The 26,191-nt window shown below is 56.6% G+C and carries 23 protein-coding genes; 17 read left to right on the forward strand and 6 right to left on the reverse strand.

Annotation, left to right across the window (positions count from 1 at the left end; all coding sequences use genetic code 11):
• Positions 1-59 precede the first annotated feature (59 nt).
• The 11 genes from rpoE (at position 60) to acpS (ending at position 9,430) form a co-directional block, all read left to right on the forward strand.
• The gene (gene rpoE, locus GY169_RS05775; protein WP_064543429.1) at positions 60-635 is read left to right on the forward strand and encodes an RNA polymerase sigma factor RpoE; all 576 of its coding nucleotides are present in this window, start codon (positions 60-62) and stop codon (positions 633-635) included.
• 31 nt (positions 636-666) lie between these two features.
• Positions 667-1,314: an anti-sigma-E factor RseA gene (gene rseA / locus GY169_RS05780; protein ID WP_167575220.1), complete on the forward strand. Its 648-nt coding sequence runs from the start codon at positions 667-669 to the stop codon at positions 1,312-1,314.
• Positions 1,314-2,267, forward strand: coding sequence for a sigma-E factor regulatory protein RseB (gene rseB / locus GY169_RS05785; RefSeq protein WP_163448318.1), 954 nt, complete (start codon positions 1,314-1,316; stop codon positions 2,265-2,267). Before rseA ends, rseB begins: the two co-directional genes overlap by 1 nt.
• On the forward strand, positions 2,264-2,740 hold the full coding sequence (gene rseC / locus GY169_RS05790; protein ID WP_167575221.1) for a SoxR-reducing system protein RseC: 477 nt from the start codon (positions 2,264-2,266) through the stop codon (positions 2,738-2,740). The genes rseB and rseC overlap by 4 nt, the downstream gene beginning before the upstream one ends.
• A 171-nt stretch (positions 2,741-2,911) precedes the next feature.
• Complete coding sequence (lepA, locus tag GY169_RS05795) at positions 2,912-4,711, forward strand: translation elongation factor 4 (RefSeq protein ID WP_163448316.1); 1,800 nt, start codon at positions 2,912-2,914, stop codon at positions 4,709-4,711.
• Positions 4,712-4,727: 16 nt separating this feature from the next.
• Entirely contained in the window at positions 4,728-5,702 is a 975-nt protein-coding gene (gene lepB, locus GY169_RS05800; RefSeq protein ID WP_163448315.1) for a signal peptidase I, read from the forward strand.
• Positions 5,703-5,920: 218 nt separating this feature from the next.
• Positions 5,921-6,601, forward strand: coding sequence for a ribonuclease III (rnc, locus tag GY169_RS05805; RefSeq protein WP_064543445.1), 681 nt, complete (start codon positions 5,921-5,923; stop codon positions 6,599-6,601).
• Positions 6,598-7,503 (forward strand): GTPase Era, encoded by a 906-nt coding sequence (gene era, locus GY169_RS05810; RefSeq protein WP_064543447.1) that lies wholly within the window; start codon positions 6,598-6,600, stop codon positions 7,501-7,503. The genes rnc and era overlap by 4 nt, the downstream gene beginning before the upstream one ends.
• An 11-nt stretch (positions 7,504-7,514) precedes the next feature.
• On the forward strand, positions 7,515-8,222 hold the full coding sequence (gene recO, locus GY169_RS05815; protein WP_064543449.1) for a DNA repair protein RecO: 708 nt from the start codon (positions 7,515-7,517) through the stop codon (positions 8,220-8,222).
• Between the two features lie 96 nt (positions 8,223-8,318).
• A complete protein-coding gene (gene pdxJ, locus GY169_RS05820) occupies positions 8,319-9,050 on the forward strand; it encodes a pyridoxine 5'-phosphate synthase (protein ID WP_163448314.1) in 732 nt (243 codons plus the stop codon).
• Positions 9,050-9,430: a holo-ACP synthase gene (gene acpS, locus GY169_RS05825; RefSeq protein WP_163448313.1), complete on the forward strand. Its 381-nt coding sequence runs from the start codon at positions 9,050-9,052 to the stop codon at positions 9,428-9,430. Before pdxJ ends, acpS begins: the two co-directional genes overlap by 1 nt.
• Here the strand turns inward: acpS and GY169_RS05830 are convergent.
• Together GY169_RS05830 and GY169_RS05835 are read right to left on the reverse strand one after the other, a co-directional pair.
• Positions 9,427-9,687: a YfhL family 4Fe-4S dicluster ferredoxin gene (locus tag GY169_RS05830; RefSeq protein WP_163448312.1), complete on the reverse strand. Its 261-nt coding sequence runs from the start codon at positions 9,685-9,687 to the stop codon at positions 9,427-9,429. The two genes, acpS and GY169_RS05830, sit on opposite strands and share 4 nt — an antisense overlap.
• Before the next feature lie 93 nt (positions 9,688-9,780).
• Complete coding sequence (locus GY169_RS05835) at positions 9,781-10,629, reverse strand: MurR/RpiR family transcriptional regulator (RefSeq protein ID WP_064543458.1); 849 nt, start codon at positions 10,627-10,629, stop codon at positions 9,781-9,783.
• Between the two features lie 226 nt (positions 10,630-10,855).
• Between GY169_RS05835 and yfhb the strand changes: the two genes are divergently transcribed.
• The gene (gene yfhb / locus GY169_RS05840; protein ID WP_167575222.1) at positions 10,856-11,491 is read left to right on the forward strand and encodes a phosphatidylglycerophosphatase C; all 636 of its coding nucleotides are present in this window, start codon (positions 10,856-10,858) and stop codon (positions 11,489-11,491) included.
• A 65-nt stretch (positions 11,492-11,556) separates the two neighbouring features.
• The gene (gene tadA / locus GY169_RS05845; protein ID WP_163448310.1) at positions 11,557-12,060 is read left to right on the forward strand and encodes a tRNA adenosine(34) deaminase TadA; all 504 of its coding nucleotides are present in this window, start codon (positions 11,557-11,559) and stop codon (positions 12,058-12,060) included.
• Between the two features lie 9 nt (positions 12,061-12,069).
• Here the strand turns inward: tadA and GY169_RS05850 are convergent, their stop codons facing one another.
• The 4 genes from GY169_RS05850 to mltF form a co-directional block, all read right to left on the reverse strand.
• Positions 12,070-12,906, reverse strand: coding sequence for a helix-turn-helix domain-containing protein (locus GY169_RS05850; protein ID WP_167575223.1), 837 nt, complete (start codon positions 12,904-12,906; stop codon positions 12,070-12,072).
• Positions 12,907-12,925: 19 nt separating this feature from the next.
• Positions 12,926-14,905, reverse strand: coding sequence for an amylo-alpha-1,6-glucosidase (locus tag GY169_RS05855; RefSeq protein WP_223882146.1), 1,980 nt, complete (start codon positions 14,903-14,905; stop codon positions 12,926-12,928).
• A complete protein-coding gene (locus tag GY169_RS05860) occupies positions 14,905-16,266 on the reverse strand; it encodes an MFS transporter (protein WP_163448308.1) in 1,362 nt (453 codons plus the stop codon). Before GY169_RS05860 ends, GY169_RS05855 begins: the two co-directional genes overlap by 1 nt.
• Before the next feature lie 154 nt (positions 16,267-16,420).
• Positions 16,421-17,959 (reverse strand): membrane-bound lytic murein transglycosylase MltF, encoded by a 1,539-nt coding sequence (gene mltF / locus GY169_RS05865; protein WP_167575224.1) that lies wholly within the window; start codon positions 17,957-17,959, stop codon positions 16,421-16,423.
• Between the two features lie 245 nt (positions 17,960-18,204).
• Here mltF and purL point away from each other — a divergent pair, with 245 nt between their 5' ends.
• From purL to glrR, 4 genes are all read left to right on the forward strand, one after another.
• A complete protein-coding gene (gene purL / locus GY169_RS05870; protein WP_167575225.1) occupies positions 18,205-22,092 on the forward strand; it encodes a phosphoribosylformylglycinamidine synthase in 3,888 nt (1,295 codons plus the stop codon).
• A gap of 566 nt (positions 22,093-22,658) precedes the next feature.
• Positions 22,659-24,095, forward strand: a complete 1,437-nt coding sequence (qseE, locus tag GY169_RS05875; RefSeq protein WP_163448305.1) for a two component system sensor histidine kinase QseE/GlrK — start codon at positions 22,659-22,661, stop codon at positions 24,093-24,095.
• A 17-nt stretch (positions 24,096-24,112) separates the two neighbouring features.
• Positions 24,113-24,805 (forward strand): two-component system QseEF-associated lipoprotein QseG, encoded by a 693-nt coding sequence (gene qseG / locus GY169_RS05880; protein WP_167575226.1) that lies wholly within the window; start codon positions 24,113-24,115, stop codon positions 24,803-24,805.
• Positions 24,798-26,135, forward strand: a complete 1,338-nt coding sequence (gene glrR, locus GY169_RS05885) for a two-component system response regulator GlrR (protein WP_163448303.1) — start codon at positions 24,798-24,800, stop codon at positions 26,133-26,135. Before qseG ends, glrR begins: the two co-directional genes overlap by 8 nt.
• Positions 26,136-26,191: the final 56 nt, after the last annotated feature.

Consider the following 26,191-nt stretch of genomic DNA (forward strand, 5'->3'; position numbering starts at 1 on the left):
GTGTTGGAGTGGCATTCTGATTACGCATGGGAATAGGGTTTGGGGAGACATTACCTCGGATGAGCGAGCAGTTAACGGACCAGGTCCTGGTTGAACGGGTCCAGAAAGGAGATCAGAAAGCTTTTAACCTTCTGGTAGTACGCTACCAGCATAAGGTCGCGAGCCTGGTTTCCCGCTATGTGCCATCCGGCGACGTGCCGGATGTCGTACAAGAGTCTTTTATTAAGGCCTATCGTGCGCTGGATTCTTTCCGGGGAGATAGTGCTTTCTATACGTGGCTGTACCGCATTGCGGTGAATACGGCTAAAAATTACCTGGTTGCTCAGGGGCGTCGTCCGCCGTCCAGCGATGTGGACGCGAACGAGGCCGAAAACTTTGAAAGCGGCGGCGCTTTGAAAGAAATTTCGAACCCTGAGAACTTAATGTTGTCAGAAGAACTGAGACAGATTGTTTTTCGCACCATTGAAGCGCTTCCGGAAGATTTACGCATGGCAATTACCTTGCGGGAGCTCGATGGCCTAAGCTATGAAGAGATAGCGGTCATTATGGATTGTCCGGTAGGTACGGTTCGTTCACGTATCTTCCGTGCGCGAGAAGCTATCGATAATAAAGTTCAACCGCTTATCAGGCGTTGACGGAAGCGGGATACTGGAAAAGGTATTAGGCATGCAGAAAGAACAACTTTCCGCCTTAATGGATGGTGAAACGCTGGATAAAGAACTGTTAACTGAGTTAACACGTTCCACAGAGTTGCAGAAAACCTGGGAGAGCTATCACCTCATTCGTGACTCGCTGCGCGGCGAAATGAGTGAAGTCCTTCATTTTGATATCTCCTCTCGCGTGATGGCCGCCATCGAAAATGAGCCCGTTCGTATACCGACTGCGCCGCTCATTCCTGAAGCCCAGCCAGCACCTCATCAATGGCAGAAAATGCCGTTCTGGAACAAGGTCCGTCCATGGGCCAGCTCGCTCACCCAAATGGGCGTGGCGGCTTGCGTATCACTGGCTGTTATTGTCGGCGTTCAGCACTATAATGGGCAACCAGATTCCTCTCAACCTGAGTCACCGGTATTTAACACGCTGCCGATGATGGGCAAAGCCAGCCCGGTTAGCCTGGGCGTTCCTTCGGACGCGTCGGCGGGTAACGGTCAGCAGCAGGTTCAGGAACAGCGTCGTCGTATTAATGCTATGCTGCAGGACTATGAATTGCAGCGTCGCTTGCATTCAGAACAGCTTCAGTTTGAGCAGGCACAAACTCAGCAGGCTGCTGTTCAGGTGCCAGGCTATCAAACTTTAGGAACGCAATCGCAGTAATGAAGCAACTTTGGTGTGCCATGTCACTTGTGGCTGGTAGCCTGTTCTTCTCCGCAAACGCCTCGGCTGATGTATCGTCCGGGGCGTTGTTGCAGGAAATGAATCTGGCCAGTCAGTCACTCAATTACGAGCTGTCGTTCGTCAGCATCAATAAATCCGGCGTGGAATCGTTACGCTATCGTCACGTGCGTCTGAACGGTCAGCCGCTGGCGGAGCTGCTGCAAATGGACGGTCCGCGTCGCGCGGTGGTCCAGCGCGGTAACGAGATCAGCTATTTTGAACCGGGTCTCGATCCCTTCACGCTGAACGGCGACTACATTGTCGACTCCTTGCCTTCGCTGGTCTATACCGATTTCAAACGTCTGGCGCCTTACTACGACTTTATCTCCGTCGGGCGTACGCGTATTGCCGATCGCATGTGCGATGTGATTCGCGTTGTGGCGCGAGACGGCACGCGCTACAGCTATATCGTCTGGGTTGATTCCGAAAGCAAATTGCCGATGCGCGTCGATCTGCTTGACCGCGATGGCGAAACGCTGGAGCAATTCCGGGTGATTGCGGTCACCACCGGCGATCAGGTCAGCGGCACGATGCAGAACCTGGCGAAGGCTAATCTGCCGCCGCAGCTCTCTGTGCCGACCAACAACAATGTTGATCTGAATTGGTCCGCTGGCTGGGTGCCGCAGGGCTTTAAAGAGATTTCCAGCAGCCGCCGCACGTTGCCGAGCGTTGATAGCCCGGTCGAGTCGCGCCTGTTCTCCGATGGGCTCTTTAGCTTCTCAATTAACATCAATCGCGCCACAGCCAACAGCAGCGATCAAATGCTGCGTACCGGACGCCGGACGGTGAGCACCACGGTGCATAACCAGGCTGAAATCACCATCGTTGGCGAACTGCCGCCGCAAACCGCGAAGCGGGTCGCAGACGGTATTCAATTCAAGGGCGCGCAATGATTAAAGAGTGGGCCACCGTTATCGCGTGGGACAACGGCCTGGCGCAGGTCAGCTGCGATGTGAAAGCCTCTTGCAACAGCTGCGCCTCGCGCGCGGGCTGCGGCAGTCGGGTGCTGAATAAGTTAGGCCCGCAAACCACCCACACCATCACTGTACCGAGTGCGGAACCGCTGGTGGCGGGGCAAAAGGTCGAGCTGGGCATTACCGAAAGCAGCCTGTTGGGTTCCGCGATGCTGGTATATATGTCTCCGCTGCTCGGTTTGTTTGTGGTCGCGGCGCTATTTCAGGTGCTGTTCGGCACCGATATCGCCGCGCTGTGTGGTGCGGTGCTGGGCGGTGTCGGTGGATTTCTTATTGCGAAAGGGTTTTCACCACGCCTTGCCGCGCGGCAAACCTGGCAGCCGGTCATCATCAGCGTGGGGCTTCCCCCCGACCTGATTCGCACGGCATCTTCATCTGAAATGAGCCAGTGATTACACTGGCTTTATTTTTTGGAACGCTCCTCGCAGGAAGCGCTATGCTTGCGGGAAGAGCATTTCCTGGTTGCGCGGTTGTAGTGTAGAATGCGGCGTTTTCGAACGACAACAATGTCAGGCTCCGTACCGCGGCCTCAAAGTATCCGTAAGGCATAAATATTTTAATATATGAAGAATATACGTAACTTCTCCATCATTGCACATATCGACCACGGTAAATCAACGCTGTCTGACCGTATTATTCAGATTTGCGGCGGCCTTTCCGACCGCGAAATGGAAGCCCAGGTTCTGGACTCAATGGATCTGGAACGCGAGCGTGGCATTACCATCAAAGCGCAGAGCGTGACGCTGGACTTTAAAGCGGCCGATGGCGAGACCTATCAGCTGAACTTTATCGACACCCCAGGCCACGTCGACTTCTCTTATGAAGTTTCCCGTTCTCTGGCGGCCTGCGAAGGCGCACTGCTGGTGGTTGACGCCGGGCAGGGCGTAGAAGCACAGACGCTGGCGAACTGCTACACCGCCATGGAAATGGATCTGGAAGTCGTGCCGGTTCTCAACAAAATCGACCTGCCTGCCGCCGATCCTGAGCGTGTTGCGGAAGAAATTGAAGATATCGTCGGCATCGATGCGACCGACGCTGTACGCTGCTCGGCGAAAACCGGCGTGGGCGTTACCGATGTACTGGAGCGTCTGGTGCGCGATATTCCGCCGCCGGAAGGCGATCCGGAAGGCCCGCTGCAGGCGCTGATCATCGACTCCTGGTTCGATAACTATCTGGGCGTGGTTTCGCTGGTGCGTATTAAAAACGGCACCATGCGTAAAGGCGACAAGATTAAAGTGATGAGCACCGGTCAGGTTTACAACGCTGACCGTCTGGGCATCTTCACGCCAAAACAGGTTGATCGTACAGAGCTGAAATGCGGCGAGGTAGGTTGGCTGGTTTGTGCGATTAAAGATATCCTCGGCGCGCCGGTTGGCGATACCCTGACGCAGGCGCGTAACCCGGCGGACAAACCGCTGCCAGGCTTCAAAAAAGTGAAGCCGCAGGTTTATGCCGGCCTGTTCCCGGTCAGCTCTGACGACTACGAAAACTTCCGTGACGCGCTCGGCAAGCTGAGCCTGAACGATGCCTCCCTGTTCTACGAGCCGGAAAGCTCAACCGCGTTGGGCTTCGGCTTCCGCTGTGGCTTCCTCGGCCTGTTGCACATGGAGATCATTCAGGAACGTCTGGAACGTGAATACGATCTGGATCTGATCACCACCGCGCCGACCGTAGTGTATGAAGTGGAAACCACGGCGAAAGAGACTATCTACGTCGATAGCCCGTCCAAACTGCCGCCGCTGAACAACATCTACGAACTGCGCGAGCCGATCGCTGAGTGTCACATGCTGCTGCCGCAGGCTTACCTCGGTAACGTCATTACGCTGTGTATCGAGAAGCGTGGTGTGCAAACCAACATGGTTTACCACGGTAACCAGGTGGCGCTGACCTATGAAATTCCGATGGCGGAAGTGGTACTCGACTTCTTCGACCGTCTGAAGTCGACTTCCCGCGGCTATGCGTCGCTGGACTACAACTTCAAGCGTTTCCAGGCCTCTGACATGGTGCGCGTTGATGTCCTCATCAACAACGAACGTGTCGATGCGCTGGCGCTGATTACCCACCGCGACAATTCCCAGAGCCGTGGCCGTGAACTGGTTGAGAAGATGAAAGATCTGATCCCTCGCCAGCAGTTTGATATCGCGATTCAGGCGGCCATCGGCACGCACATCATCGCGCGTTCAACGGTGAAGCAGCTGCGTAAAAACGTTCTGGCGAAATGCTACGGTGGCGATATCAGCCGTAAGAAAAAGCTGCTGCAAAAACAGAAAGAGGGTAAAAAGCGCATGAAGCAGATCGGTAACGTCGAACTGCCGCAGGAAGCGTTCCTCGCCATTCTGCATGTCGGTAAAGACAATAAATAATCTCTAAGGAGTTGGCATGGCGAACATGTTTGCCCTGATTCTGGTGATTGCCACACTGGTCACGGGCATTTTGTGGTGCGTTGATAAGTTTATCTTCGCGCCCAAACGGCGGGAACGCCAGGCGGCGGCGCAGGTTGCCACCGGCGAAGCGCTGGATAAAAAGACGCTGAAAAAAGTCGGCCCGAAACCGGGTTGGCTGGAAACCGGCGCGTCGGTCTTTCCGGTGCTGGCGATCGTGCTGATCGTGCGTTCATTTATTTATGAGCCGTTCCAGATCCCCTCCGGTTCGATGATGCCAACGCTGCTGATTGGCGACTTTATCCTGGTGGAGAAATTCGCCTACGGGATTAAAGACCCGATCTACCAGAAGACGATTATTGAAACAGGCCATCCGAAACGCGGCGATATCGTGGTGTTCAAATACCCGGAAGATCCGCGTCTGGACTACATCAAACGTACCGTCGGCCTGCCGGGCGATAAGGTCACTTACGATCCGATTGCGAAACAAGTGACAATTCAACCGGGATGCAGCTCCGGCCAGGCGTGCGGTAGCGCGCTGCCGGTCACTTACTCCAACGTCGAGCCGAGTGATTTCGTTCAGACGTTCTCCCGCAGCAACGGCGGCGAGGCGACCAGCGGCTTCTTTGAAATGCCGCAGGGCGAGCGCAAAGCAGACGGCGTACGGCTGGATCAACGTCAGGAAACGCTGGGCGATGTGAACCACCGTATTCTGACCGTGCCGATTGCTCAGGATCAGGTGGGGATGTACTACCACCAGTCCGGTCTGCCGCTGGCAACCTGGATCGTCCCACCGGGGCAGTACTTCATGATGGGTGATAACCGCGATAACAGCGCGGACAGCCGTTACTGGGGCTTTGTGCCGGAAGCGAACCTGGTCGGTAAGGCAACCGCTATCTGGATGAGCTTTGAAAAACAAGAGGGCCAATGGCCTACCGGCGTGCGTTTAAGCCGCATCGGTGGGATTCATTAATCCTCCGTTTGACTTCACGCGGCGGCCAGGCGTGCGCCGCGTGAATTATTTAGTTTTAATCTATTCAAACTAACGACATCCCTTGTCGTTGCGTATAGAATATCCCCCCGAAGTTTCGGATGTCTCTTATGGGAGACACGGCACACGAAACCGCGTTGGTTTCCCTCAGGTCTGTTTCGTGTGCTGCATTGTGGACGCATTTATTTATTTGGTATCGCATGAACCCCATCGTAATTAATCGGCTTCAACGGAAGCTGGGCTACACTTTTCTTCATCAGGAGCTGTTGCAACAGGCGTTAACGCACCGCAGTGCCAGCAGCAAACATAACGAACGCTTAGAGTTCCTGGGCGATTCCATTTTAAGCTACGTGATTGCCAACGCGCTCTATCATCGTTTTCCGCGCGTGGATGAAGGCGATATGAGCCGCATGCGTGCGACGCTGGTGCGTGGTAACACGCTGGCCGAGATCGCGCGTGAGTTCGAGCTGGGCGAATGTTTGCGCCTGGGGCCGGGCGAGCTGAAAAGCGGCGGCTTCCGTCGGGAATCTATCCTGGCGGATACGGTTGAAGCATTAATCGGCGGGGTGTTCCTCGACAGCGATATTCAAACCGTCGAGAAGCTAATCCTCTCCTGGTACCAGACGCGTCTGGACGAAATCAGCCCGGGCGATAAGCAAAAAGATCCAAAAACACGCTTGCAGGAGTATCTGCAAGGCCGCCATCTGCCGCTGCCGTCTTATCTGGTGGTTCAGGTGCGTGGGGAAGCACACGATCAGGAATTTACTATCCACTGCCAGGTTAGCGGCCTGAGTGAACCGGTGGTCGGCACAGGTTCCAGCCGTCGCAAGGCGGAACAGGCTGCCGCCGAACAGGCGCTGAAAAAGCTGGAGCTGGAATGAGCGAAGAAAAAACCTATTGCGGATTTATTGCCATCGTCGGTCGTCCGAACGTCGGCAAATCCACGTTATTGAACAAGCTGCTCGGGCAGAAGATCTCGATTACCTCCCGTAAAGCGCAGACCACGCGCCACCGCATCGTGGGCATCCATACTGAAGGTGAGTATCAGGCGATCTACGTCGATACCCCGGGCCTGCATATGGAAGAGAAGCGTGCCATCAACCGCCTGATGAACAAGGCGGCCAGCAGCTCTATCGGTGACGTTGAGCTGGTGATTTTCGTGGTCGAAGGCACCCGCTGGACGCCGGACGACGAAATGGTGCTGAACAAACTGCGCGAAGGTAAAGCGCCGGTGATTCTGGCGGTGAACAAAGTGGATAACGTGCAGGAAAAAGCGGATCTGCTGCCGCACCTGCAGTTCCTCGGTAGCCAGATGAACTTCCTCGATATCGTGCCTATCTCTGCGGAGAGCGGGCTGAACGTGGACACCGTTGCCGGTATCGTGCGTAAGCACCTGCCGGAAGCGACACACCACTTTCCGGAAGACTACATCACCGACCGTTCTCAGCGCTTTATGGCCTCGGAAATCATCCGTGAAAAGCTGATGCGTTTCCTGGGGGCTGAACTGCCATATTCGGTGACCGTTGAAATCGAGCGCTTCGTTTCTAACGAACGTGGCGGCTACGACATCAATGGCCTGATCCTGGTTGAGCGTGAAGGGCAGAAGAAGATGGTGATTGGCAACAAAGGCGCCAAGATCAAAACCATCGGTATTGAAGCCCGTAAAGATATGCAGGAGATGTTCGAAGCGCCTGTTCACCTGGAACTGTGGGTGAAAGTGAAATCAGGCTGGGCGGATGACGAGCGCGCGCTGCGCAGCCTCGGTTACGTCGACGATCTCTGAGAATAACCCCGATGGAGGGCTGGCAGCGCGCATTTGTTCTGCATAGTCGCCCCTGGAGCGAGACCAGCCTGATGCTGGACGTCTTCACGGAAGAATCGGGTCGCGTGCGCCTTGTGGCGAAAGGCGCACGTTCCAAACGTTCCAACCTTAAAGGCGCGCTTCAGCCCTTTACCCCACTGTTAGTCCGTTTTGGCGGCCGTGGCGAAGTGAAAACGCTGCGTAGCGCTGAAGCGGTTTCGCTGGCGCTTCCTCTGAGCGGCATTACGCTGTATAGCGGTCTGTACATCAACGAACTGGTGTCGCGCGTGCTCGAGCACGAAACCCGCTTTTCTGAACTCTTTTTCGACTATCTGCACTGTATCCAGGCGTTGGCTGGCGCAACGGGCTCGCCTGAACCGGCGCTGCGCCGCTTTGAGCTGGCGTTGCTAGGGCACCTCGGCTATGGCGTCGACTTCCTGCACTGCGCCGGCAGCGGTGATGAGGTTGACGACACCATGACCTACCGCTACCGGGAAGAGAAAGGATTTATTGCCAGCGTCGTTATCGATAACAACACCTTTACCGGCCATCAGCTGAAAGCGCTGGCTAACCGTGAGTTTCCGGATATTGATACGCTGCGCGCAGCGAAACGCTTTACCCGCATGGCGTTAAAGCCGTATCTTGGCGGGAAACCGTTAAAGAGCCGCGAGTTGTTTCGACAGTTTATGCCGAAGCGGTAACCCTGATTGCACCCATCCCGCTTTTCCCCTCGCCCCTTTAGGGAGAGGGCCGGGATGAGGGGAAACGAAGTTAAAAATAAAAACACGAGGATTGTCATGGCTGAATTACTGTTAGGCGTCAATATTGACCACATTGCCACCCTGCGTAACGCACGCGGCACCGCTTACCCGGACCCGGTACAGGCCGCGTTTATCGCCGAGCAGGCCGGTGCGGATGGTATCACCGTGCATTTACGTGAAGATCGTCGCCATATCACCGACCGCGATGTGCGTATTCTGCGTCAGACGCTGGACACCCGCATGAACCTGGAGATGGCCGTGACTGAAGAGATGCTGGCCATCGCCTGTGAAACCAAACCGCATTTCTGCTGCCTGGTGCCGGAAAAACGTCAGGAAGTGACCACCGAAGGCGGTCTGGACGTTGCCGGTCAGTTCGACAAAATGCGTGATGCCTGCAAACGCCTTGCCGATGCGGGCATCCTGGTGTCGTTGTTTATTGACGCCGATGATGCGCAGATTAAAGCCGCCGCTGATGTGGGTGCGCCGTATATCGAAATCCACACCGGCTGCTACGCCGATGCCGTCACTGATGCGGAGCAAGCCAAAGAGCTTGAGCGTATCGCGAAAGCCGCGACCTACGCCGCAAGCCTGGGCCTGAAGGTTAACGCGGGCCACGGTCTCACTTACCACAACGTGAAAGCGATTGCCGCGCTGCCGGAAATGCACGAGCTGAATATCGGCCACGCCATTATTGGCCGGGCGGTGATGAGCGGCCTGAAAGACGCGGTGGCGGAAATGAAGCGCCTGATGCTGGAAGCGCGCGCGTAATGGCGATTCTGGGGCTTGGAACAGACATTGTCGAAATCGCCCGTATTGAAGCGGTGATTGCCCGTAGCGGCGACCGCCTTGCGCGTCGGGTACTTAGCGATAATGAGTGGGCCATCTGGGAGACGCACCAGCAGCCGGTGCGTTTTCTGGCGAAGCGTTTTGCGGTGAAAGAAGCGGCGTCGAAGGCGCTGGGCACCGGCATTCGTAACGGCCTGGCGTTTAATCAGTTTGAAGTTTTTAACGATGAACTGGGCAAGCCGAAGCTGCGTTTATGGGGAGAAGCAAAGTTACTCGCCGAGCGTATGGGCGTGGCCCATCTGCATGTGACGCTCGCTGATGAGCGCCACTACGCTTGCGCGACGGTGATTGTCGAAAGCTAGATTTTGTCCGCGTGATGCATCTGGACAAATTTATCCCACAGCTGCTCTTCACTTTCTAAATGTGCCGGGTCCTTGAGAATGGTATTCGGGATCGGGCACACTTTCTGGCAGGTCGGCGTTTCGTAATGGCCGATGCACTCGGTGCAGCGATCGTGGTCGATCTCATAGATGCTATCACCCATCGAAATGGCCTGGTTCGGGCATTCCGGTTCGCACATATCGCAGTTGATACATTTTTTGGTGATTAACAGCGCCATCAGTAAATTCTCAGTAACTCGATAAACAGGGCGCGCATTATACGCGCATTTTCCGCGCAGGCCATACCTTTTCTGTGGTCATCGCACCGCAGATCAAACCAGCTTTTTCACCAGCGCCTCGCTATGGCGAATACGCTCCGGCGCCTTTTCCAGATCCTGCTGCACCAGGCCCATAAACAGCAGGTCGGTGAGCATCATCTGTGCGCTGGTGGAGGAAATCGCGGCGCTGCGCGTTGCCTGCTCTTCGGCAATGGTATACAGGCAATGCGTCGCGCGCTGCTGTAGCGCGTTGGGCGAAAAGCCGGTAATGGCGAGCACTTTGCCGCCTACCCGTAACGTTTCGTCGGCGGCGAGATTGATCTCGCGACGCGCGCCGGAATAAGAGATTGCCAACAGCAGATCGTCCTGCGCCATTGCCTGAACGGTGGCGAGCAGGGCGTGCATATCAAGCTCCGCCACGGCGTTGAAGCCAATTTTCATCAGCTTCCAGCTAAAATTGCGCGCCACCAGCCCGGAAGCGCCGATGCCGGTGAGGATGATGCGCCGCGCGCCTCGCAGCAGGTTGATGGTCTCCAGCAGTTTGTCTTCACTGTTGACGTCCAGTGAAGCATGCATTGCCGCGACGTTATCTTTAATCAGCTTCTCGCCGACCAGCCGTAGCGGATCGTCGCCGCAAATCTGATTATGCACCGGCACCGAGTGCGGGTTGACGTTACTCGCCAGCGCCTCGCTGAGCGCCAGCTTCAGCGCCGGGAAACCCTTGAAGCCGAGCTTCTGGGCGAATTTCACCACGCTGGACTGGCTAACGCCTGCCTGGCTGGCTAGCTGCTGTGAACTTAAATGACGCGCCTGATCCGGCTGCGCCAGAATAAAATCCGCCAGCTTACGATCGCTTTGCGCCAGTTGAGGATAACGCTGGCGGATACTGATTAGACAATTCATAAGAACCTCATGGGCAAGATCGCCATCTCGCGCCAGAACACTGTTCTGATCATCTGCAAGAATTATGTATTCTATTATACCGGAATATACCGAATTAAATATTCCATGCGCCGCTAAAAACGCAACTCTTTTCGCGCATCAGGTCCGTTAACTCGCCGTTTGGCGAAAGACGGTCGACAATCTGCTAGTCTGTGGGCTGGCCCGCTAAGGAATACAGGAGGCTCTTTTGACTAGCCACTCTCGCCGCGTGGTGTTTTTCGACCTTGACGGTACGCTACATCAGCAGGATCTGTTCGGGGCGTTTATCCGCTATTTATTGCGTCGTATGCCGCTTAACGCGCTATTAGTGCTGCCGCTGCTTCCCGCCATTGGCCTGACGATGCTCATTAAAGGGCGTGCGGCCCGCTGGCCGATGAGCGTATTGCTGTGGGGCTGCACCTTTGGGCGTCGCGAAGCCACGCTCAATGCGCTGGAGGCGAGCTTCATTATCTGGTTTCGCGCTACGGTGACGCCCTTTCCGGTGGTGCAGGCGCGTTTAGACAACTATCTTCAGCATCATGATGCCGACGTCTGGCTGATCACCGGCTCGCCGCAAACGTTGGTAGAGCGCGTCTATGCCGATGCGCTCTGGATGTCGCGCGTGAACCTTATCGGCAGCCAGATGCAACGTGCGCTGGGAGGTCGGGTACTGTCGGTGCGCTGCCTTGGCCATGAAAAGGTGGTGCAACTGGAACAGCGCCTTGGCGCGCCGCTGCGCCTGTACAGCGGTTACAGCGACAGCAAGCAAGATAATCCACTACTCTTTTTCTGTGAGCATCGCTGGCGCGTCACGCCGCACGGCGAGCTGGAACAGCTGGAATAGCGGGCGCTGCGCTTTGCTGGATATTGTGTATAATGCGCCGCGTTTGAAAACCTGGAGTCCCGACGTTGTCCGACATTGAACAAAATCACGAATACTGGATGCGCCACGCGCTGGTGCTGGCTCGTCGTGCCTGGGAAGAGGGTGAGGTGCCGGTTGGCGCGGTGCTGGTACACAACAATCAGGTAATTGGCGAAGGCTGGAACCGGCCGATTGGCCGCCACGATCCCACTGCACACGCGGAAATTATGGCGCTACGTCAGGGCGGGGTGGTGCTGCAGAACTATCGGCTGATCGACACGACCCTCTACGTCACCCTGGAACCGTGCGTGATGTGCGCAGGAGCGATGGTACATGGGCGTATTGGCCAGCTGGTGTTTGGCGCGCGTGATGCTAAAACCGGCGCGGCCGGTTCGCTGATTGACGTCCTGCATCACCCTGGGATGAACCATCGCGTGGAAATCACCGAAGGGGTGCTGGCGGATGAGTGTTCGGCCATGTTGAGCGACTTCTTCCGCCATCGTCGCCAGCAGCAGAAGGCGCTGAAGCAGTCGCTGAAAAATAGCGTTTAACGGGCGAGTCTACGCCACCGTTCGTTTTTCTCTTTCCGCACTCGGCGAATGCTGAAAAAAACGACTGTAGGCCTCGGTTAAACGGGGCAATGAGCTAAATCCGCAGGCGCGGGCAATACTGGCTACCGAGCGTTCGGTGGTGCGCAGCAGTTCCTGCGCTTTCAACAGGCGGTAGCGCTGGACGAACTGATCCGGCGTAAAGCCAGTAAACTCCTTGATAAACCGGTACAACGTGCGTTTGGGAATGGCGCACTCTTCTGCCAGATGCTCCCAGATGACGGCCTGCTGCAAATTGTCCCGAATGCTGCGCAACAGCCGTCGTTTTTTATCATCATAACGACCGCCCCGCGGTAATCTGACGCTGTTCTCCATCAGCATGCCCACGATCGTCAAAAGTATGGCTTCGGTGGTGACGAAATAAGTGCTGTCATAATCATCATCCGTTTTGCTGTGAATCTCCCCCGCCAGCTGGACCACACGCGCCAGCGTCGCTTCGTTTAATGAGGCCGGCCGCTCGCGGGTCTGCGTCTGAAGCTGCATCAGCAGCGGCAGCAGCGATTTTACGAACTGAAACTCGCCGTCGCGGCGCAGCAGGATATTAATCAGCGACAGATGGCGGGTGGATTCGTAATAGTGAATGTCGTTGGCGGAGACGAAGAAAAAATCGCCCTTAAACACCAGATTGACGCGATCGTTGATGATGTGAAACCCGCAACCCTCTTTCACGATGACGATTTCGTGAAAATCATGGCCGTGAATATCCGCCATCTCCTGATCGCGCGAGCTGAACAGCGAAAACGCGTGGGTATCGGAGAGGAAGTAGTCCTGGGCGAGCATAATCTTCATTCTTCCTCTCCTGACATCGTTAGTTAACAGGCAGCGTTAACGCTTGCCCGGCGCTAAGCGGCCAGCTTTCGCCGCTCAGCCGCAGCACGCCGCCGCCGCGGGAGGCGCGAACCGTCAGCTGATTGTCGCGTAAGGTGAGCGTGACTTCACCCTCTTTAATCGGCAATGTGCAGTCCAGCACGCTAAAAGGTGCAAGCCACGGTTCAATGGCGAAGGTTTCATAGCCCGGCGTTAGCGGATGCAGGCCGACATAGTAGCGCCCCAGCAGGTAGAGCGGGCTCGCTCCCCAGGCGTGGCACAGGCTCTTGCCAAACTTGTCGCCGTACATCGCGTAGTGTTCGTCGCCTTTAATATCCGGGTTGTACTCTTCCCAGAAGGTCGTGGCACCCAGCGCCAGCATACCGCCCCAGTAATCGCGCATCCGTTGCCAGACCACATCCTGTCGGCCGCACTGGCAAAGCGTATCCAGCTCGAAAAAGGTGAAGTAGGGGGTGACGATGGGGGCAATGGCCTCGTTCATCAGTACTCGCTCGACGATGGTCTGTCGCCGCTCGGGGGTTACGGTATCAAACATCAGCGCGAAGATGTTGGCATGACGAGTCACGTGACGTTTGCCGCTCTCATAGCTATCGATATAGGCGCCTTGCTCTTCGTCCCAGAAGAAGAGGTCGATGCTTTCTGCCAGTTTATCGGCCCGCCGCTGCCACTCGGCAGGATCCGCGCCGACGATCTCCGCGCACAGCGCCAGCGAACGCCAGGCCTTCAGCAGCAGCATCTGTTCGGCGCACACCGCGCCGGTTTTATCGATCTCGGCCCAGTCGATAAAAATCCAGTCGCCTTCTTTACCGCGAATAAAACCGCTTTCGTCGATATCGGGCATCAGCCATTCCATCAGGCTGACCATTTTGCCGTATACCTGACGGACAAACGCCGCGTCGTTGCTCATCAGGTAGTGCTTCTCAATGTTGATCACCCACAGCAGCGAGTAGTCGACGATGGTATTGATATGCTGGCGCATCGGGTCGCGGCCGCGAAGGGCGAGCAGGGTGCGGCGGTTGATATCTTCATCGAAAAACAGATACGGGTTGATCAGCGTGCACTGCCAGGCATCGCCCGACCAGATCCAGCGGTCGCGTTTCACGCCGTCGATGAAAAACAGATCGCTGCACAGGGCGAAAGTCTCGCGTGAAACCTGCCAGATCTGGTCGATCAGCGGATCGTTGCTGTGGAAGCTGGCGCAACGCGGTTTGGCGATAAATTCATGCTCCGCCGCCAGGCTGACTGCGCCAGGTGCGACATCGGGAATAAAAACGTAGCGGAAGGCGCGTTTACGGATGGCGGAATCCGGCGTGACGTTGGTCTGTGAGTAGTAGCAATATTGGGTGTCCAGCGCTTCCGCCTGGGATTCGCCATAGCACAGCGTCACCGGCGGTTGCTTATCGCTGTTGAAGCTGACCGCGAGCTCCCCATTAACCACGCGCACGAAATCGAAAAGCACGCCGCCATTCATCGCGCGTTCGCTTACCGGCAGCCGTGGTTCACGCTCAAAGTTAACGGCGTTAGGAGAGGTCTGCGCCGAGGTATAGAGCGCATCACAGCCCACCGGGGCGGTGTCGATATAGTCACTGGCAAACCAGCTTTCATCGCTGAAGACCTGCTCGCCTTCGACGCGCAACGCGGGAAGCCCGCTGGCATTGGCGACGTAGAAGGTGAGCGTTTGCTCGCCCACCGGGCAGGTGAGAAGGCCGTTGAGCGGCTGTTTTTTGCCGTCAATCAGCGCGTAGCCGGAACCTTCTACCTGTACCGTGAAGGTCTGCGGTTCGCTAAAACAGTAGCGGCGGGTAAAGACGACGCTTTTGCAGCAGTCCTCTACGTGCCAGTAGGCGGGCCAGTCGAAACCGCGCTCTTCGCGCTGCAGGTTTTGCAATAACGCGTGGCGGATCTCAAAGTCTCCGGCCAGCCAGATCCATTTTGCGCGAGCATTACGCCTTGTCATCATCAATTCCCCAGACCTTCTGCATTCAGTAATTTTTGTTCTGCGAGCTGCTTCTTAATCTCTTCATACTGGTTATCGAGGGTATAAAAACGCCCCATCCACAGCATCGAGACCACAATTAACCCCGCCGGGATCCACAGATAGCAGGCTTTAATCGCCATAATCGCCGCCGCCGACTGCTGCGCTTCCGCAACGTAACCGGTAGCCGAGAGCATAAAGCCGCTTAATGCCCCGGCTGCTGCCATCGCCACCTTGCCGATAAAACCGTTTACCGAGGTGAGAATGCCCGCCGTGTTGATGCCGGTTTTCCACTCGCCGTAGTCCACCGGATCGGCCTGCATGGAAAAATAGATAGCATTACGTTGCCCGAAGCCCAGCGCCAGCAGCACCGCGCCGGACATCAGCCCCCAGACGTTGACGCCGGAGAGCATCATAATGACCATACCGCCGAGGTTGATGGCGCAGGCCAACTGATACACCTGAATCTTACGCAGCCGTTTGGCGAGGAACGGCACGGTCAGCGTGCCCAGCAGCGGTACAAACGAGGCGATACCTGCCGCCACGGAGGTGAGCGCAGTGTTACCCACGTAATATTTAAAGAAGTAGATAAGCGCGCCGGACTGTAAAAAGAACGCGCCCCACATAAAGAGAATATTGATGGCGAACACCTTCCACGGCGTGTTCTCTTTGAGCCCCTGCCAGGCGCGACGCAGGGTCATTTTTTCCGGCGTAATAGCGTAGCGCTCTTTCACGTTGCAAAAGCTGACAAACAGAAAGAAAGTCGACAGCACGCCGAACAGCGTGGCGGTATAGATAAACCCACGATCCTGATTACCGTTGCCCAACCAATTGACCAATGGCAGCGTGGCGACCGAGACAATCGTCGAACCAATAAAACTGAACATTATTCTCACGGAGGAAAGCACGGTACGTTCATGCGCATCGTTGCTTAAGAAAGGGAGCATCGCGTTATACGGAATATTGACTACCGTAAACATCACCGACAATAAAAAATAGGTGATAAACGCCCATATTAGTTTGCCGGTAGTGCCGAAGTCTGGAATATAAAAGGCGAGAATACATAACAGGCCAAAAGGGATGGCGCCAATCGCCAGCCACGGACGACAGCGGCCCCAACGGGTACTGGTATTATCAATGAGGATCCCCATTAATACGTCCGTAACCCCGTCGGCCAGCCGCGTGATCAAAAACATAATGCCGATATAATAGGCTGGGAGCTTCATTATATCGGTATAGAAATACATTAAATATAATGAAATTAATTGCCACACTAAATTACAGGAAATATCGGCTACGGAAAAACCAAGCCGTAATCTCCAGGGAGACGCCGTTTTTGTTTCCATACAAACCTCATTAAACTCATGGGATAGTTGGCCGTATTAGCGATCCGGCCTGAGTATAGAGGTATTAGATAACAGCGTCTTTGCCGAGTCATCGGCTTGATTTGGCACTGGCGCGGAAACGAGCGTGACGCTGTCGGCGTTTTTGAACGGTAATCTAGTGTTTCGCCGGAAAATAGAGCAAAGAGGCGTCGTTGCCGCTCTGGCTGTCCTGGCGTAAAAAGGAGAACAGCCCGAAAAGGTTGCTGTCGCGGTGAAGCTCATCAAGGGTCACCACCGGGTAAGCCTCTGCGATCTCCAGCCGCTCCGTCGCCTTCTTCTCTTTCTCCTGCAAATAGCCCACCAGGCTTATCTGGTACTTACGGATGTTCTCGACGTAGGTATAGGCCTCATGGCCGCGCGCGTAGCCATAGGTCAGCTTACTGTACCATGGCTTCTGACTGAGCAACGGCAGGCGCTGTTTTACGTCCGCCCAGCTGTCCGGGTTGCCTTTTTGCTTCGCCGTCAGCGCGCGGGCGTCGAGCATATGCGCGTAGCCCATGTTATAGGCGGCGAGCGCAAACCAGATTTTCTCTTCCTGCGGCACGCTGTCCGGCACCTTATCCATCATGTCCTGCAAATAACGCATACCGCCGCTGATACTCTGCTCGGCGTCGGTGCGATCGCTCAGGCCTAAGCTCTGGGCGGTATTTTTGGTCAGCATCATCAGGCCGCGTACCCCGGTCGGCGATGTTGCCAGCGGGTCCCAATGCGATTCCTGGTAGGAGATGGCCGCCAGCAGCTTCCAGTCTATTGCGCTGGCGTACTTTTCAAAGAGCGGTTGCAGGTCGGGCAGGACGTTATCGACCGCGCGCAGGAAAGAGCGCGTATCGACGTAATCAAAGTCGTCGCCGTGACCAAGGTACTTTTCCTCCAGGCGGGCGAGGGTGCCGTCTTCATTCATATTATTGAAAAAGTCGAGCATCGCCGCTGAAAGCGTATTGTCGCCGTCTTTCAGGCTAAACCAGGTCACCGGCTGTTCGTCGGTGACGTCGAGCGCGACGGCCAGCTCGGGATGTACGCGCTGGAACAGTCCGATGGCGACGGAATCCGCGATCGTGTAGTTGAGTTTACCGTCGATGACCGCCTGCATAAGATCGACCGAACCGCGTTTGTCATCCACCGTCCAGGCGAGGTCGGGGTATTTCTTCTCTTTTAACGTCTGGAGATCGTTGATGACCACCTGTCCCGGCGCGACGGTGAGTTGCTCTGCGGTGACATTACTCAGGTTACGCGGGCGGTTGCTGCCCACACGGTAGACCAGCTGTTGTGAGACGGAGTAGTAGGTTGGCCCCGCCTGGTAGTTCTGTACGCGTTCAGTGTTATAGACCAGCCCAGCGGCCAGTAAATCGGCATCGCCGTGGTCCAGGTCGTCAAACAGTTGGCTGATATTCTGACGCACGGTTATCTTCAGTTTGACGCCGAGGTAGTCGGCAAACTGTTGGGCCAGCTCGTAATCAAGCCCATACACTTTGCCGTTAATGGTGGCGTAGGTCAGCGGCGACTGGACGGTACTGACGCGCAGCTCCCCCCGCTCCACAATGGCGGCGATGCGATTCTCTGGTTTGCCAAACCAGGGGAGTGAGGGCCAAAGGGCCGCTGCCAGCAGCAACGTGACAACGCCGATCAGCAGATAATTAATCTTTAATTTTTTCAAACGGTTAATTCGCTGAAGTACCCGAGTGTGTCTCTGATAACATTACGGTTTGTTACAGAATGAGCGGCATTTTGCTTAAGATTACGCCAGTTGGCAACTGATTCGCGATGTGCGTCACACCTATTGGTAAAGACGAGAGATGATTTTATTTCGACGCAAACGGTTTCGTCAGGCCGCAGGATTCTCTATAATAGCCGCCGTTCTCCCCCATTGCGCACACTGAAAGCTGAGAAGACGAGAGACTTATGATGGAAATTCTGCGTGGTTCGCCTGCACTGTCTGCATTTCGTATTAACAAACTGCTGACGCGGTTTCAGGCAGCCAACCTCCCGGTAAGCAATATTTACGCCGAGTATGTCCATTTTGCCGACCTGGACGCGCCGCTGACCGAAGACGAGCGGGCCCGACTCGAGCGACTGTTGCAGTATGGCCCAAGCCTCAACAGCCATACCCCTACCGGTAAACTGCTGCTCGTCACTCCCCGTCCTGGCACTATCTCTCCCTGGTCTTCCAAAGCTACTGACATCGCCCACAACTGTGGCCTGCAGCAGGTGCTGCGTCTGGAACGCGGGGTGGCCTACTACGTTGAAGCCGCAAGCCTGACCGACGCGCAGCTGAACGCCGTGGCGGCGGAGCTGCACGACCGCATGATGGAGAGCGTGTTTGCTTCCTTACAGGATGCCGAAAAACTGTTTGCGCATCATCAGCCTGCACCGGTCTCCAGCGTCGATCTGCTCGGCCAGGGCCGTCAGGCGCTGATTGACGCCAACGTGCGTCTCGGCCTGGCATTGGCGGAGGATGAAATCGACTATCTGCAGGATGCGTTCAGCAAACTGGGGCGCAACCCGAACGACATCGAGCTGTACATGTTCGCGCAGGCCAACTCCGAACATTGTCGCCACAAGATTTTTAACGCCGACTGGATTATCGACGGTAAACAGCAGCCGAAGTCGCTGTTTAAAATGATTAAAAACACCTTCGAAACCACCCCGGATCACGTGCTGTCGGCCTATAAAGACAACGCCGCGGTGATGGAAGGCTCTGAAGTTGGACGTTACTTCGCCGATCACAAAACCGGTCGCTACGATTTCCATCAGGAACCAGCCCATATCCTGATGAAGGTGGAAACTCACAACCACCCGACGGCCATCTCTCCATGGCCGGGCGCGGCAACCGGCTCTGGCGGTGAAATTCGTGATGAAGGCGCCACCGGGCGCGGCGCGAAGCCGAAAGCCGGGCTGGTAGGCTTCTCTGTTTCCAACCTGCGTATTCCTGGCTTCGAACAGCCGTGGGAAGAAGATTTCGGCAAGCCGGAACGTATCGTTACCGCGCTGGATATCATGACCGACGGCCCGCTGGGCGGCGCGGCGTTCAACAACGAATTTGGTCGTCCGGCGCTGACCGGTTACTTCCGTACCTACGAAGAGAAGGTCAACAGCCATAACGGCGAAGAGCTGCGCGGCTACCATAAGCCGATCATGCTGGCGGGCGGGATCGGCAACATTCGCGCCGATCACGTGCAGAAAGGCGAGATCGTCGTTGGCGCGAAGCTGATCGTCCTTGGCGGCCCGGCGATGAATATCGGCCTCGGCGGCGGGGCGGCTTCGTCAATGGCCTCCGGTCAGTCTGACGCTGACCTCGACTTTGCTTCCGTACAGCGCGACAACCCGGAAATGGAGCGTCGTTGCCAGGAAGTTATCGACCGCTGCTGGCAGTTGGGCGATGCCAACCCGATTCTGTTTATTCACGACGTCGGCGCGGGCGGTCTGTCTAACGCCATGCCGGAGCTGGTGAGCGACGGTGGGCGCGGCGGTAAATTCCAGCTGCGCGACATCCTGAGCGATGAGCCGGGCATGAGCCCGCTGGAAATCTGGTGTAACGAATCCCAGGAACGCTATGTGCTGGCGGTCGCCGCCGATCAGTTGCCGCTGTTCGACGAACTGTGCAAGCGCGAGCGCGCACCGTACGCGGTGATTGGTGAAGCAACCGAAGAGCAGCATTTAACCCTGAGCGATAGCCATTTTGACAACCAGCCGATCGACATGCCGCTGGATGTGCTGCTGGGCAAAACGCCGAAGATGACGCGCGACGTACAGACGCTGAAAGCGAAGGGCGAAGCGCTGGCGCGTGAGCAGATTACGCTGGCTGACGCGGTCAACCGCGTGCTGCACCTGCCGACCGTCGCCGAGAAAACCTTCCTCGTGACCATCGGCGACCGTACCGTTACCGGTATGGTGGCGCGCGACCAGATGGTTGGCCCGTGGCAGATCCCGGTAGCCAACTGTGCGGTCACGACCGCCAGCCTCGACAGCTACTACGGTGAAGCGATGTCTATCGGCGAACGCGCGCCGGTCGCGCTGCTGGACTTCGCTGCCTCCGCCCGTCTGGCGGTAGGGGAAGCGCTGACCAACATCGCCGCCACGCAGATCGGCGATATCAAACATATTAAGCTGTCGGCAAACTGGATGTCCGCCGCCGGTCACCCGGGTGAAGACGCCGGTCTGTACGAAGCGGTGAAAGCCATCGGTGAAGAGATGTGCCCGCAGCTGGGCCTCACCATTCCGGTGGGCAAAGACTCGATGTCGATGAAAACCCGCTGGCAGGAAGGCAACGAACAGCGCGAAATGACTTCGCCGCTGTCGCTGGTGATTTCCGCCTTTGCTCGCGTGGAAGACGTTCGTCACACGATCACGCCGCAGTTGGTGACCGAAGACAACGCCCTGCTGCTGATTGATCTCGGCAAGGGCCACAATGCGCTGGGCGCAACGGCGCTGGCGCAGGTGTACCGTCAACTGGGAGACAAGCCGGCCGATGTGCGCGACGTGGCGCAGCTGAAAGGCTTCTACTACGCGATTCAGGCGCTGGTGGCGCAGCGTAAACTGCTGGCCTACCACGACCGTTCCGACGGCGGCCTGCTGGTCACCCTGGCAGAGATGGCGTTTGCCGGTCACTGCGGCGTCGAAGCCGACGTGGCGGCGCTGGGCGACGATCGCCTGGCCGCGCTGTTCAACGAAGAACTGGGTGCGGTGATTCAGGTCCGCGCCGCTGACCGCGAAGCGGTGGAAGCGATTCTGGCGGCCAACGGTCTGGCCGACTGCGTGCATTACCTTGGTAAAGCCGTTGAAGGCGACCGCTTCACCCTGACCGCCAACGGTCAGCCGGTGTTTAGCGAAAGCCGCACCACGCTGCGTATGTGGTGGGCAGAGACCACCTGGCAGATGCAGCGTCTGCGCGATAACCCGGAATGTGCCGATCAGGAACATGAAGCGAAAGCGAACGATAACGATCCTGGCCTCAACGTGAAGCTCACCTTCGATATCGATGCGGATGTTGCGGCACCGTATATCGCTACCGGGGCGCGTCCAAAAGTAGCCGTACTGCGCGAGCAGGGCGTGAACTCCCACGTTGAGATGGCGGCCGCCTTCCACCGTGCGGGCTTCGACGCTATCGACGTCCACATGAGCGACCTGCTGGCAGGGCGCACCGGTCTGGCGGACTTCCAGGCGCTGGTGGCCTGCGGCGGTTTCTCCTACGGCGATGTACTGGGCGCGGGTGAAGGCTGGGCGAAATCCATCCTCTTCAACAACCGCGTGCGCGATGAGTTCGCCACCTTCTTCCATCGCCCGCAGACGCTGGCGCTGGGCGTATGTAACGGCTGCCAGATGATGTCAAACCTGCGCGAGCTGATTCCGGGCAGCGATCTGTGGCCGCGCTTTGTGCGTAACCATTCCGACCGTTTTGAAGCGCGCTTCAGCCTGGTGGAAGTGACCAGCAGCCCGTCGCTGCTGCTGGCAGGTATGGAAGGCTCCCGCATGCCGATTGCCGTTTCCCACGGTGAAGGTCATGTGGAAGTGCGTGACGGAGCACACCTCGCTGCGCTGGAAAGCAAAGGTCTGGTGGCGCTGCGCTTCGTCGATAACTTCGGTAAGGTAACCGAAGCCTACCCGGCGAACCCGAACGGCTCCCCGAACGGCATTACCTCGGTCACCAACGAAAGCGGCCGCGTTACTATCATGATGCCGCACCCGGAACGCGTGTTCCGTACCGTGGCGAACTCCTGGCACCCGGAAAACTGGGGCGAGGATAGCCCGTGGATGCGTATCTTCCGCAATGCGCGTAAGCAGCTTGGCTAATCCTTCCAGCCCCTCTCCGGAGGGGCTTTTTTTATTCTGCGGTTTAGGTAGGGCGGCAACGCGATACTGAAATTTCGCAGGTGTCGGTAAATCCCGACATATCCCTCAGGTGAGTGTCTCCAAATGGAGACGTTTAATTATTTGATTTTAATGTGATTTATTTTTATTGAAAAAGAGTGTCTCTGATTGGCGACGTTGTGGGTAAATTACGTGCAATTCGTTAACTGCGCTTTTTAAATATATTTTCCATATATTTCATTGTGTTAATTTATTGTTTTGTATATTGGCACACATCGTGCATAATATTAACCAGTGGCTCATTCACCTTCTTATGTCAGCCCCTTCGGGACGTGCTACATAAACTTCGAATGACGCACAACAAGGTGCCTGCCGTCCAGCAACTGATAATAGCGCTGCTTTATCAACCATCGGGCGAAACGTTGAGTTAGGCACCGCCTTATTCCATAACAAAGCCGGGCTTTTGCCCGGCTTTGTTATTTCTGGCCTTTCCCTCGCTGATATCCTCAGTTAGCATGCCGGTACGTTGATTTACTGAGACACCTCCGTTGAAACGCCTCTCTCTTTCGCCCCGATCGCTGCGCCAATTGGTGACGCTGGCCTTTCTGCTGATTCTGCTGCCGCTGCTGGTGCTGGCGTGGCAGGCCTGGCAGAGCCTGAATATCCTGAGCGCGCAGGCTGAACAGACTAACCGTACCACGCTTATCGATGCTCGTCGTAGCGAAGCGATGGCTAACGTCGCGCTGGATATGGAACGGAGCTACCGTCAGTATTGCGTGCTGGATGACCCGACCCTGGCAAAGGTGTATCAGAATCAACGTAAGCGCTATAGCGATATGCTGGACGCACACGCGGGCGTGCTGCCTGATGAAACCCTCTACCAGCGGCTGCGCCAGAATCTGCACGACCTGACGCAGCTTCAGTGTACCAACAGCGGCCCGGAGAAGGCGGCGCTGGCCCGGCTGGAAGCATTCTCTACCGCTAACGCCGAGATGGTGCAGGCCACTCGCACCGTGGTCTTCTCCCGTGGGCAGCAGCTACAGCAGGCGATTGCCGAGCGCGGTCAGTTCTTTGGCTGGCAGGCGCTGGTGCTGTTCCTGGTGAGTCTGGCGATGGTGTTGCTGTTCACCCGCATGATTATCGGGCCGGTGAAGGGCATTGAGAGTATGATTAACCGATTAGGGGAAGGGCAATCGCTGGACGGCGAGGTGATGTTCCGCGGGCCGCGCGAGCTGCGATCCGTCGGGCAGCGTATTATCTGGCTCAGCGAGCGTCTGTCGTGGCTGGAGTCCCAGCGCCATCAGTTTCTGCGTCATCTTTCCCATGAGCTAAAGACGCCGCTGGCCAGCATGCGTGAAGGTACCGAACTGCTGGCCGATCAGGTCGTAGGGCCGCTCAGCGCCGAGCAAAAAGAAGTGGTAGCCATTCTTGATAGCAGCAGCCGCAACCTGCAAACGCTAATCGAGCAGCTACTGGACTATAACCGTAAACTCAGTGAAACCGCGGTGCGGATGGAGTATGTGGCGTTGGCGCCGTTGGTTGAGATGGTGGTTTCCGCGCACAGCCTGCCAGCGCGAGCTAAAATGATGCACACGCAGGTCGACCTGCAGGCGGCTGGCTGTCTGGCGGAGCCAACGCTATTAATGAATGCGCTGGATAATCTCTACTCGAATGCGGTGCACTACGGCACTGAATCCGGTAACATTTATCTCCGAAGCCGTCGGGAAGGAGCTCGGGTTTATATTGATGTTATCAATACCGGCTCACCTATCCCGGACGCAGAAAAATTAATGATTTTCGAGCCTTTCTTCCAGGGCAGCCAACAGCGCAAAGGCGCGGTGAAAGGGAGCGGTCTGGGGTTAAGCCTTGCGCGCGATTCCGTGCGCAAAATGCACGGCGAACTGCATCTTCTTGATCCTCAGGACGGCAACGTCTGTTTTCGCATCGAGCTTCCGGCCCCTGGGCTTGAAAAAACAATCACCTGAATCGATATCGAGTGACTATGCCCCAACGATTAGCACGTACGGGTCAACGACGACGGCAGTGGCGAGACGGCCTGTTAGGCCTGGCCTGTCTGATGCTCTCCGGATGTAACGCCACGCTTCTACCGCACAATGCGGGGGCCAGCGGCGAGGTCAGCGAACCGCGCCAGCAGGTGGCGGATTACCTGTCGACCGATTGCGATGATATCTGGTCGCTAAACGGCGGTACTGCCGAAAACAATCCACTCTACTGGTTGCGCGGTATGGACTGTGCCGACCGTCTAATGGCGGCCCGCGCCCGTTCTGAAGCGAGCTCTCTGGCTGCCGACAGCTGGCAGGGCGCGTTTAAGCGCGGCATCCTGTTGGCGAATGCCAAAATTGCCCCCGCAGAGCGGCGTCAACTGGTCAACGACATTGACGCGCTGAGCCCGCAAATTCCTACTCGCATTCGTCCGCTCTACCAGGTATGGCGCGATGGTCAGGCGCTGCAATTGTCATTATCCGAAGAGCGCCTGCGCTATAGCAAACTGCAGGAAACCAGCGATGGTCAGCTCGACGCGCTGCGTCTGCAACAGCAGCAGCTCCAGGCTGAGCTGGACCTCACCACCCGCAAACTGCAAAACCTGACGGACATTGAACGCCAGCTTTCCAGCCGTAAGCCGGGCGCTGATATGTCACATCCGGCGGCATCTGATGAGGATAAACATGAGTAACCGTAAACCTGCGCACCTGCTGCTGGTGGATGATGATCCCGGCCTGCTTAAGCTGCTGGGAATGCGCCTGGTCAGCGAGGGCTACCGGGTGGATACGGCGGAAAGCGGTCAGCAGGGGCTTCGCGTACTGGCAAAAGAACGTATCGACCTGGTGATTAGCGATTTGCGCATGGACGAAATGGACGGCATGCAGCTGTTCAGCGAAATTCAAAAAGTACAGCCAGGTATGCCGGTGATTATCCTCACGGCGCATGGCTCTATTCCGGATGCGGTCTCCGCCACTCAGCAAGGCGTCTTCAGCTTCTTAACCAAGCCGGTGGATAAAGACGCGCTCTATAAGGCTATCGACGAGGCGTTAGAACGCTCTTCGCCTGCCAATGATGAGCAGTGGCGGGAAGCCATCGTTACCCGTAGCCCATTGATGCTGCGCCTGCTGGAGCAGGCGCAAATGGTGGCGCAATCGGACGTCAGCGTGCTGATTAACGGCCAGAGCGGCACCGGCAAAGAAATTCTGGCGCAGGCGATTCACAATGCCAGCCCGCGCCACGCGAAACCGTTTGTGGCGATTAACTGCGGCGCGTTGCCGGAACAGCTACTTGAGTCCGAGCTATTTGGTCACGCTCGCGGGGCTTTTACCGGCGCGGTCAGCAATCGTGAGGGGCTGTTCCAGGCGGCTGAGGGCGGCACGCTGTTTCTTGATGAAATTGGCGATATGCCCGCGCCGCTGCAGGTGAAGCTGCTGCGCGTGCTGCAGGAGCGTAAGGTGCGCCCGCTGGGCAGCAACCGCGATCTGGACATTAACGTGCGGATTATTTCCGCCACCCATCGCGATCTGCCGAAGGCGATGGCGCGCGGCGAGTTCCGTGAGGATCTGTTCTATCGCTTGAACGTGGTGAATCTGAAGATTCCAACGCTTGCCGAACGTACCGAAGATATCCCGCTGCTGGCGAACTACCTGCTGCGCCAGGCCGCCGACCGGCACAAACCGTTTGTGCGCGCGTTTTCTACCGATGCGATGAAGCGCCTGATGGCGGCCAACTGGCCGGGTAACGTGCGTCAACTGGTGAACGTGATTGAGCAGTGCGTGGCGCTGACCTCTTCGCCGGTGATCAGCGATGCGCTGGTGGAACAGGCGCTGGAAGGGGAAAACACCGCGCTGCCGACCTTTGTTGAGGCGCGTAATCAGTTTGAGCTCAACTACCTGCGCAAGCTGCTGCAAATCACCAAAGGTAACGTTACCCACGCCGCGAGGATGGCGGGTCGCAACCGCACTGAGTTCTATAAATTACTCTCGCGCCATGAACTGGACGCCAACGATTTTAAAGAGTAGCACCGTACATACGAGTGATTTATGATACGGTAAGCAACCGGTTACGCGATAAAAAC

Source organism: Kluyvera genomosp. 3 (genome assembly GCF_011765685.1).
Classification (GTDB): Bacteria; Pseudomonadota; Gammaproteobacteria; order Enterobacterales; family Enterobacteriaceae; genus Kluyvera; species Kluyvera georgiana_A.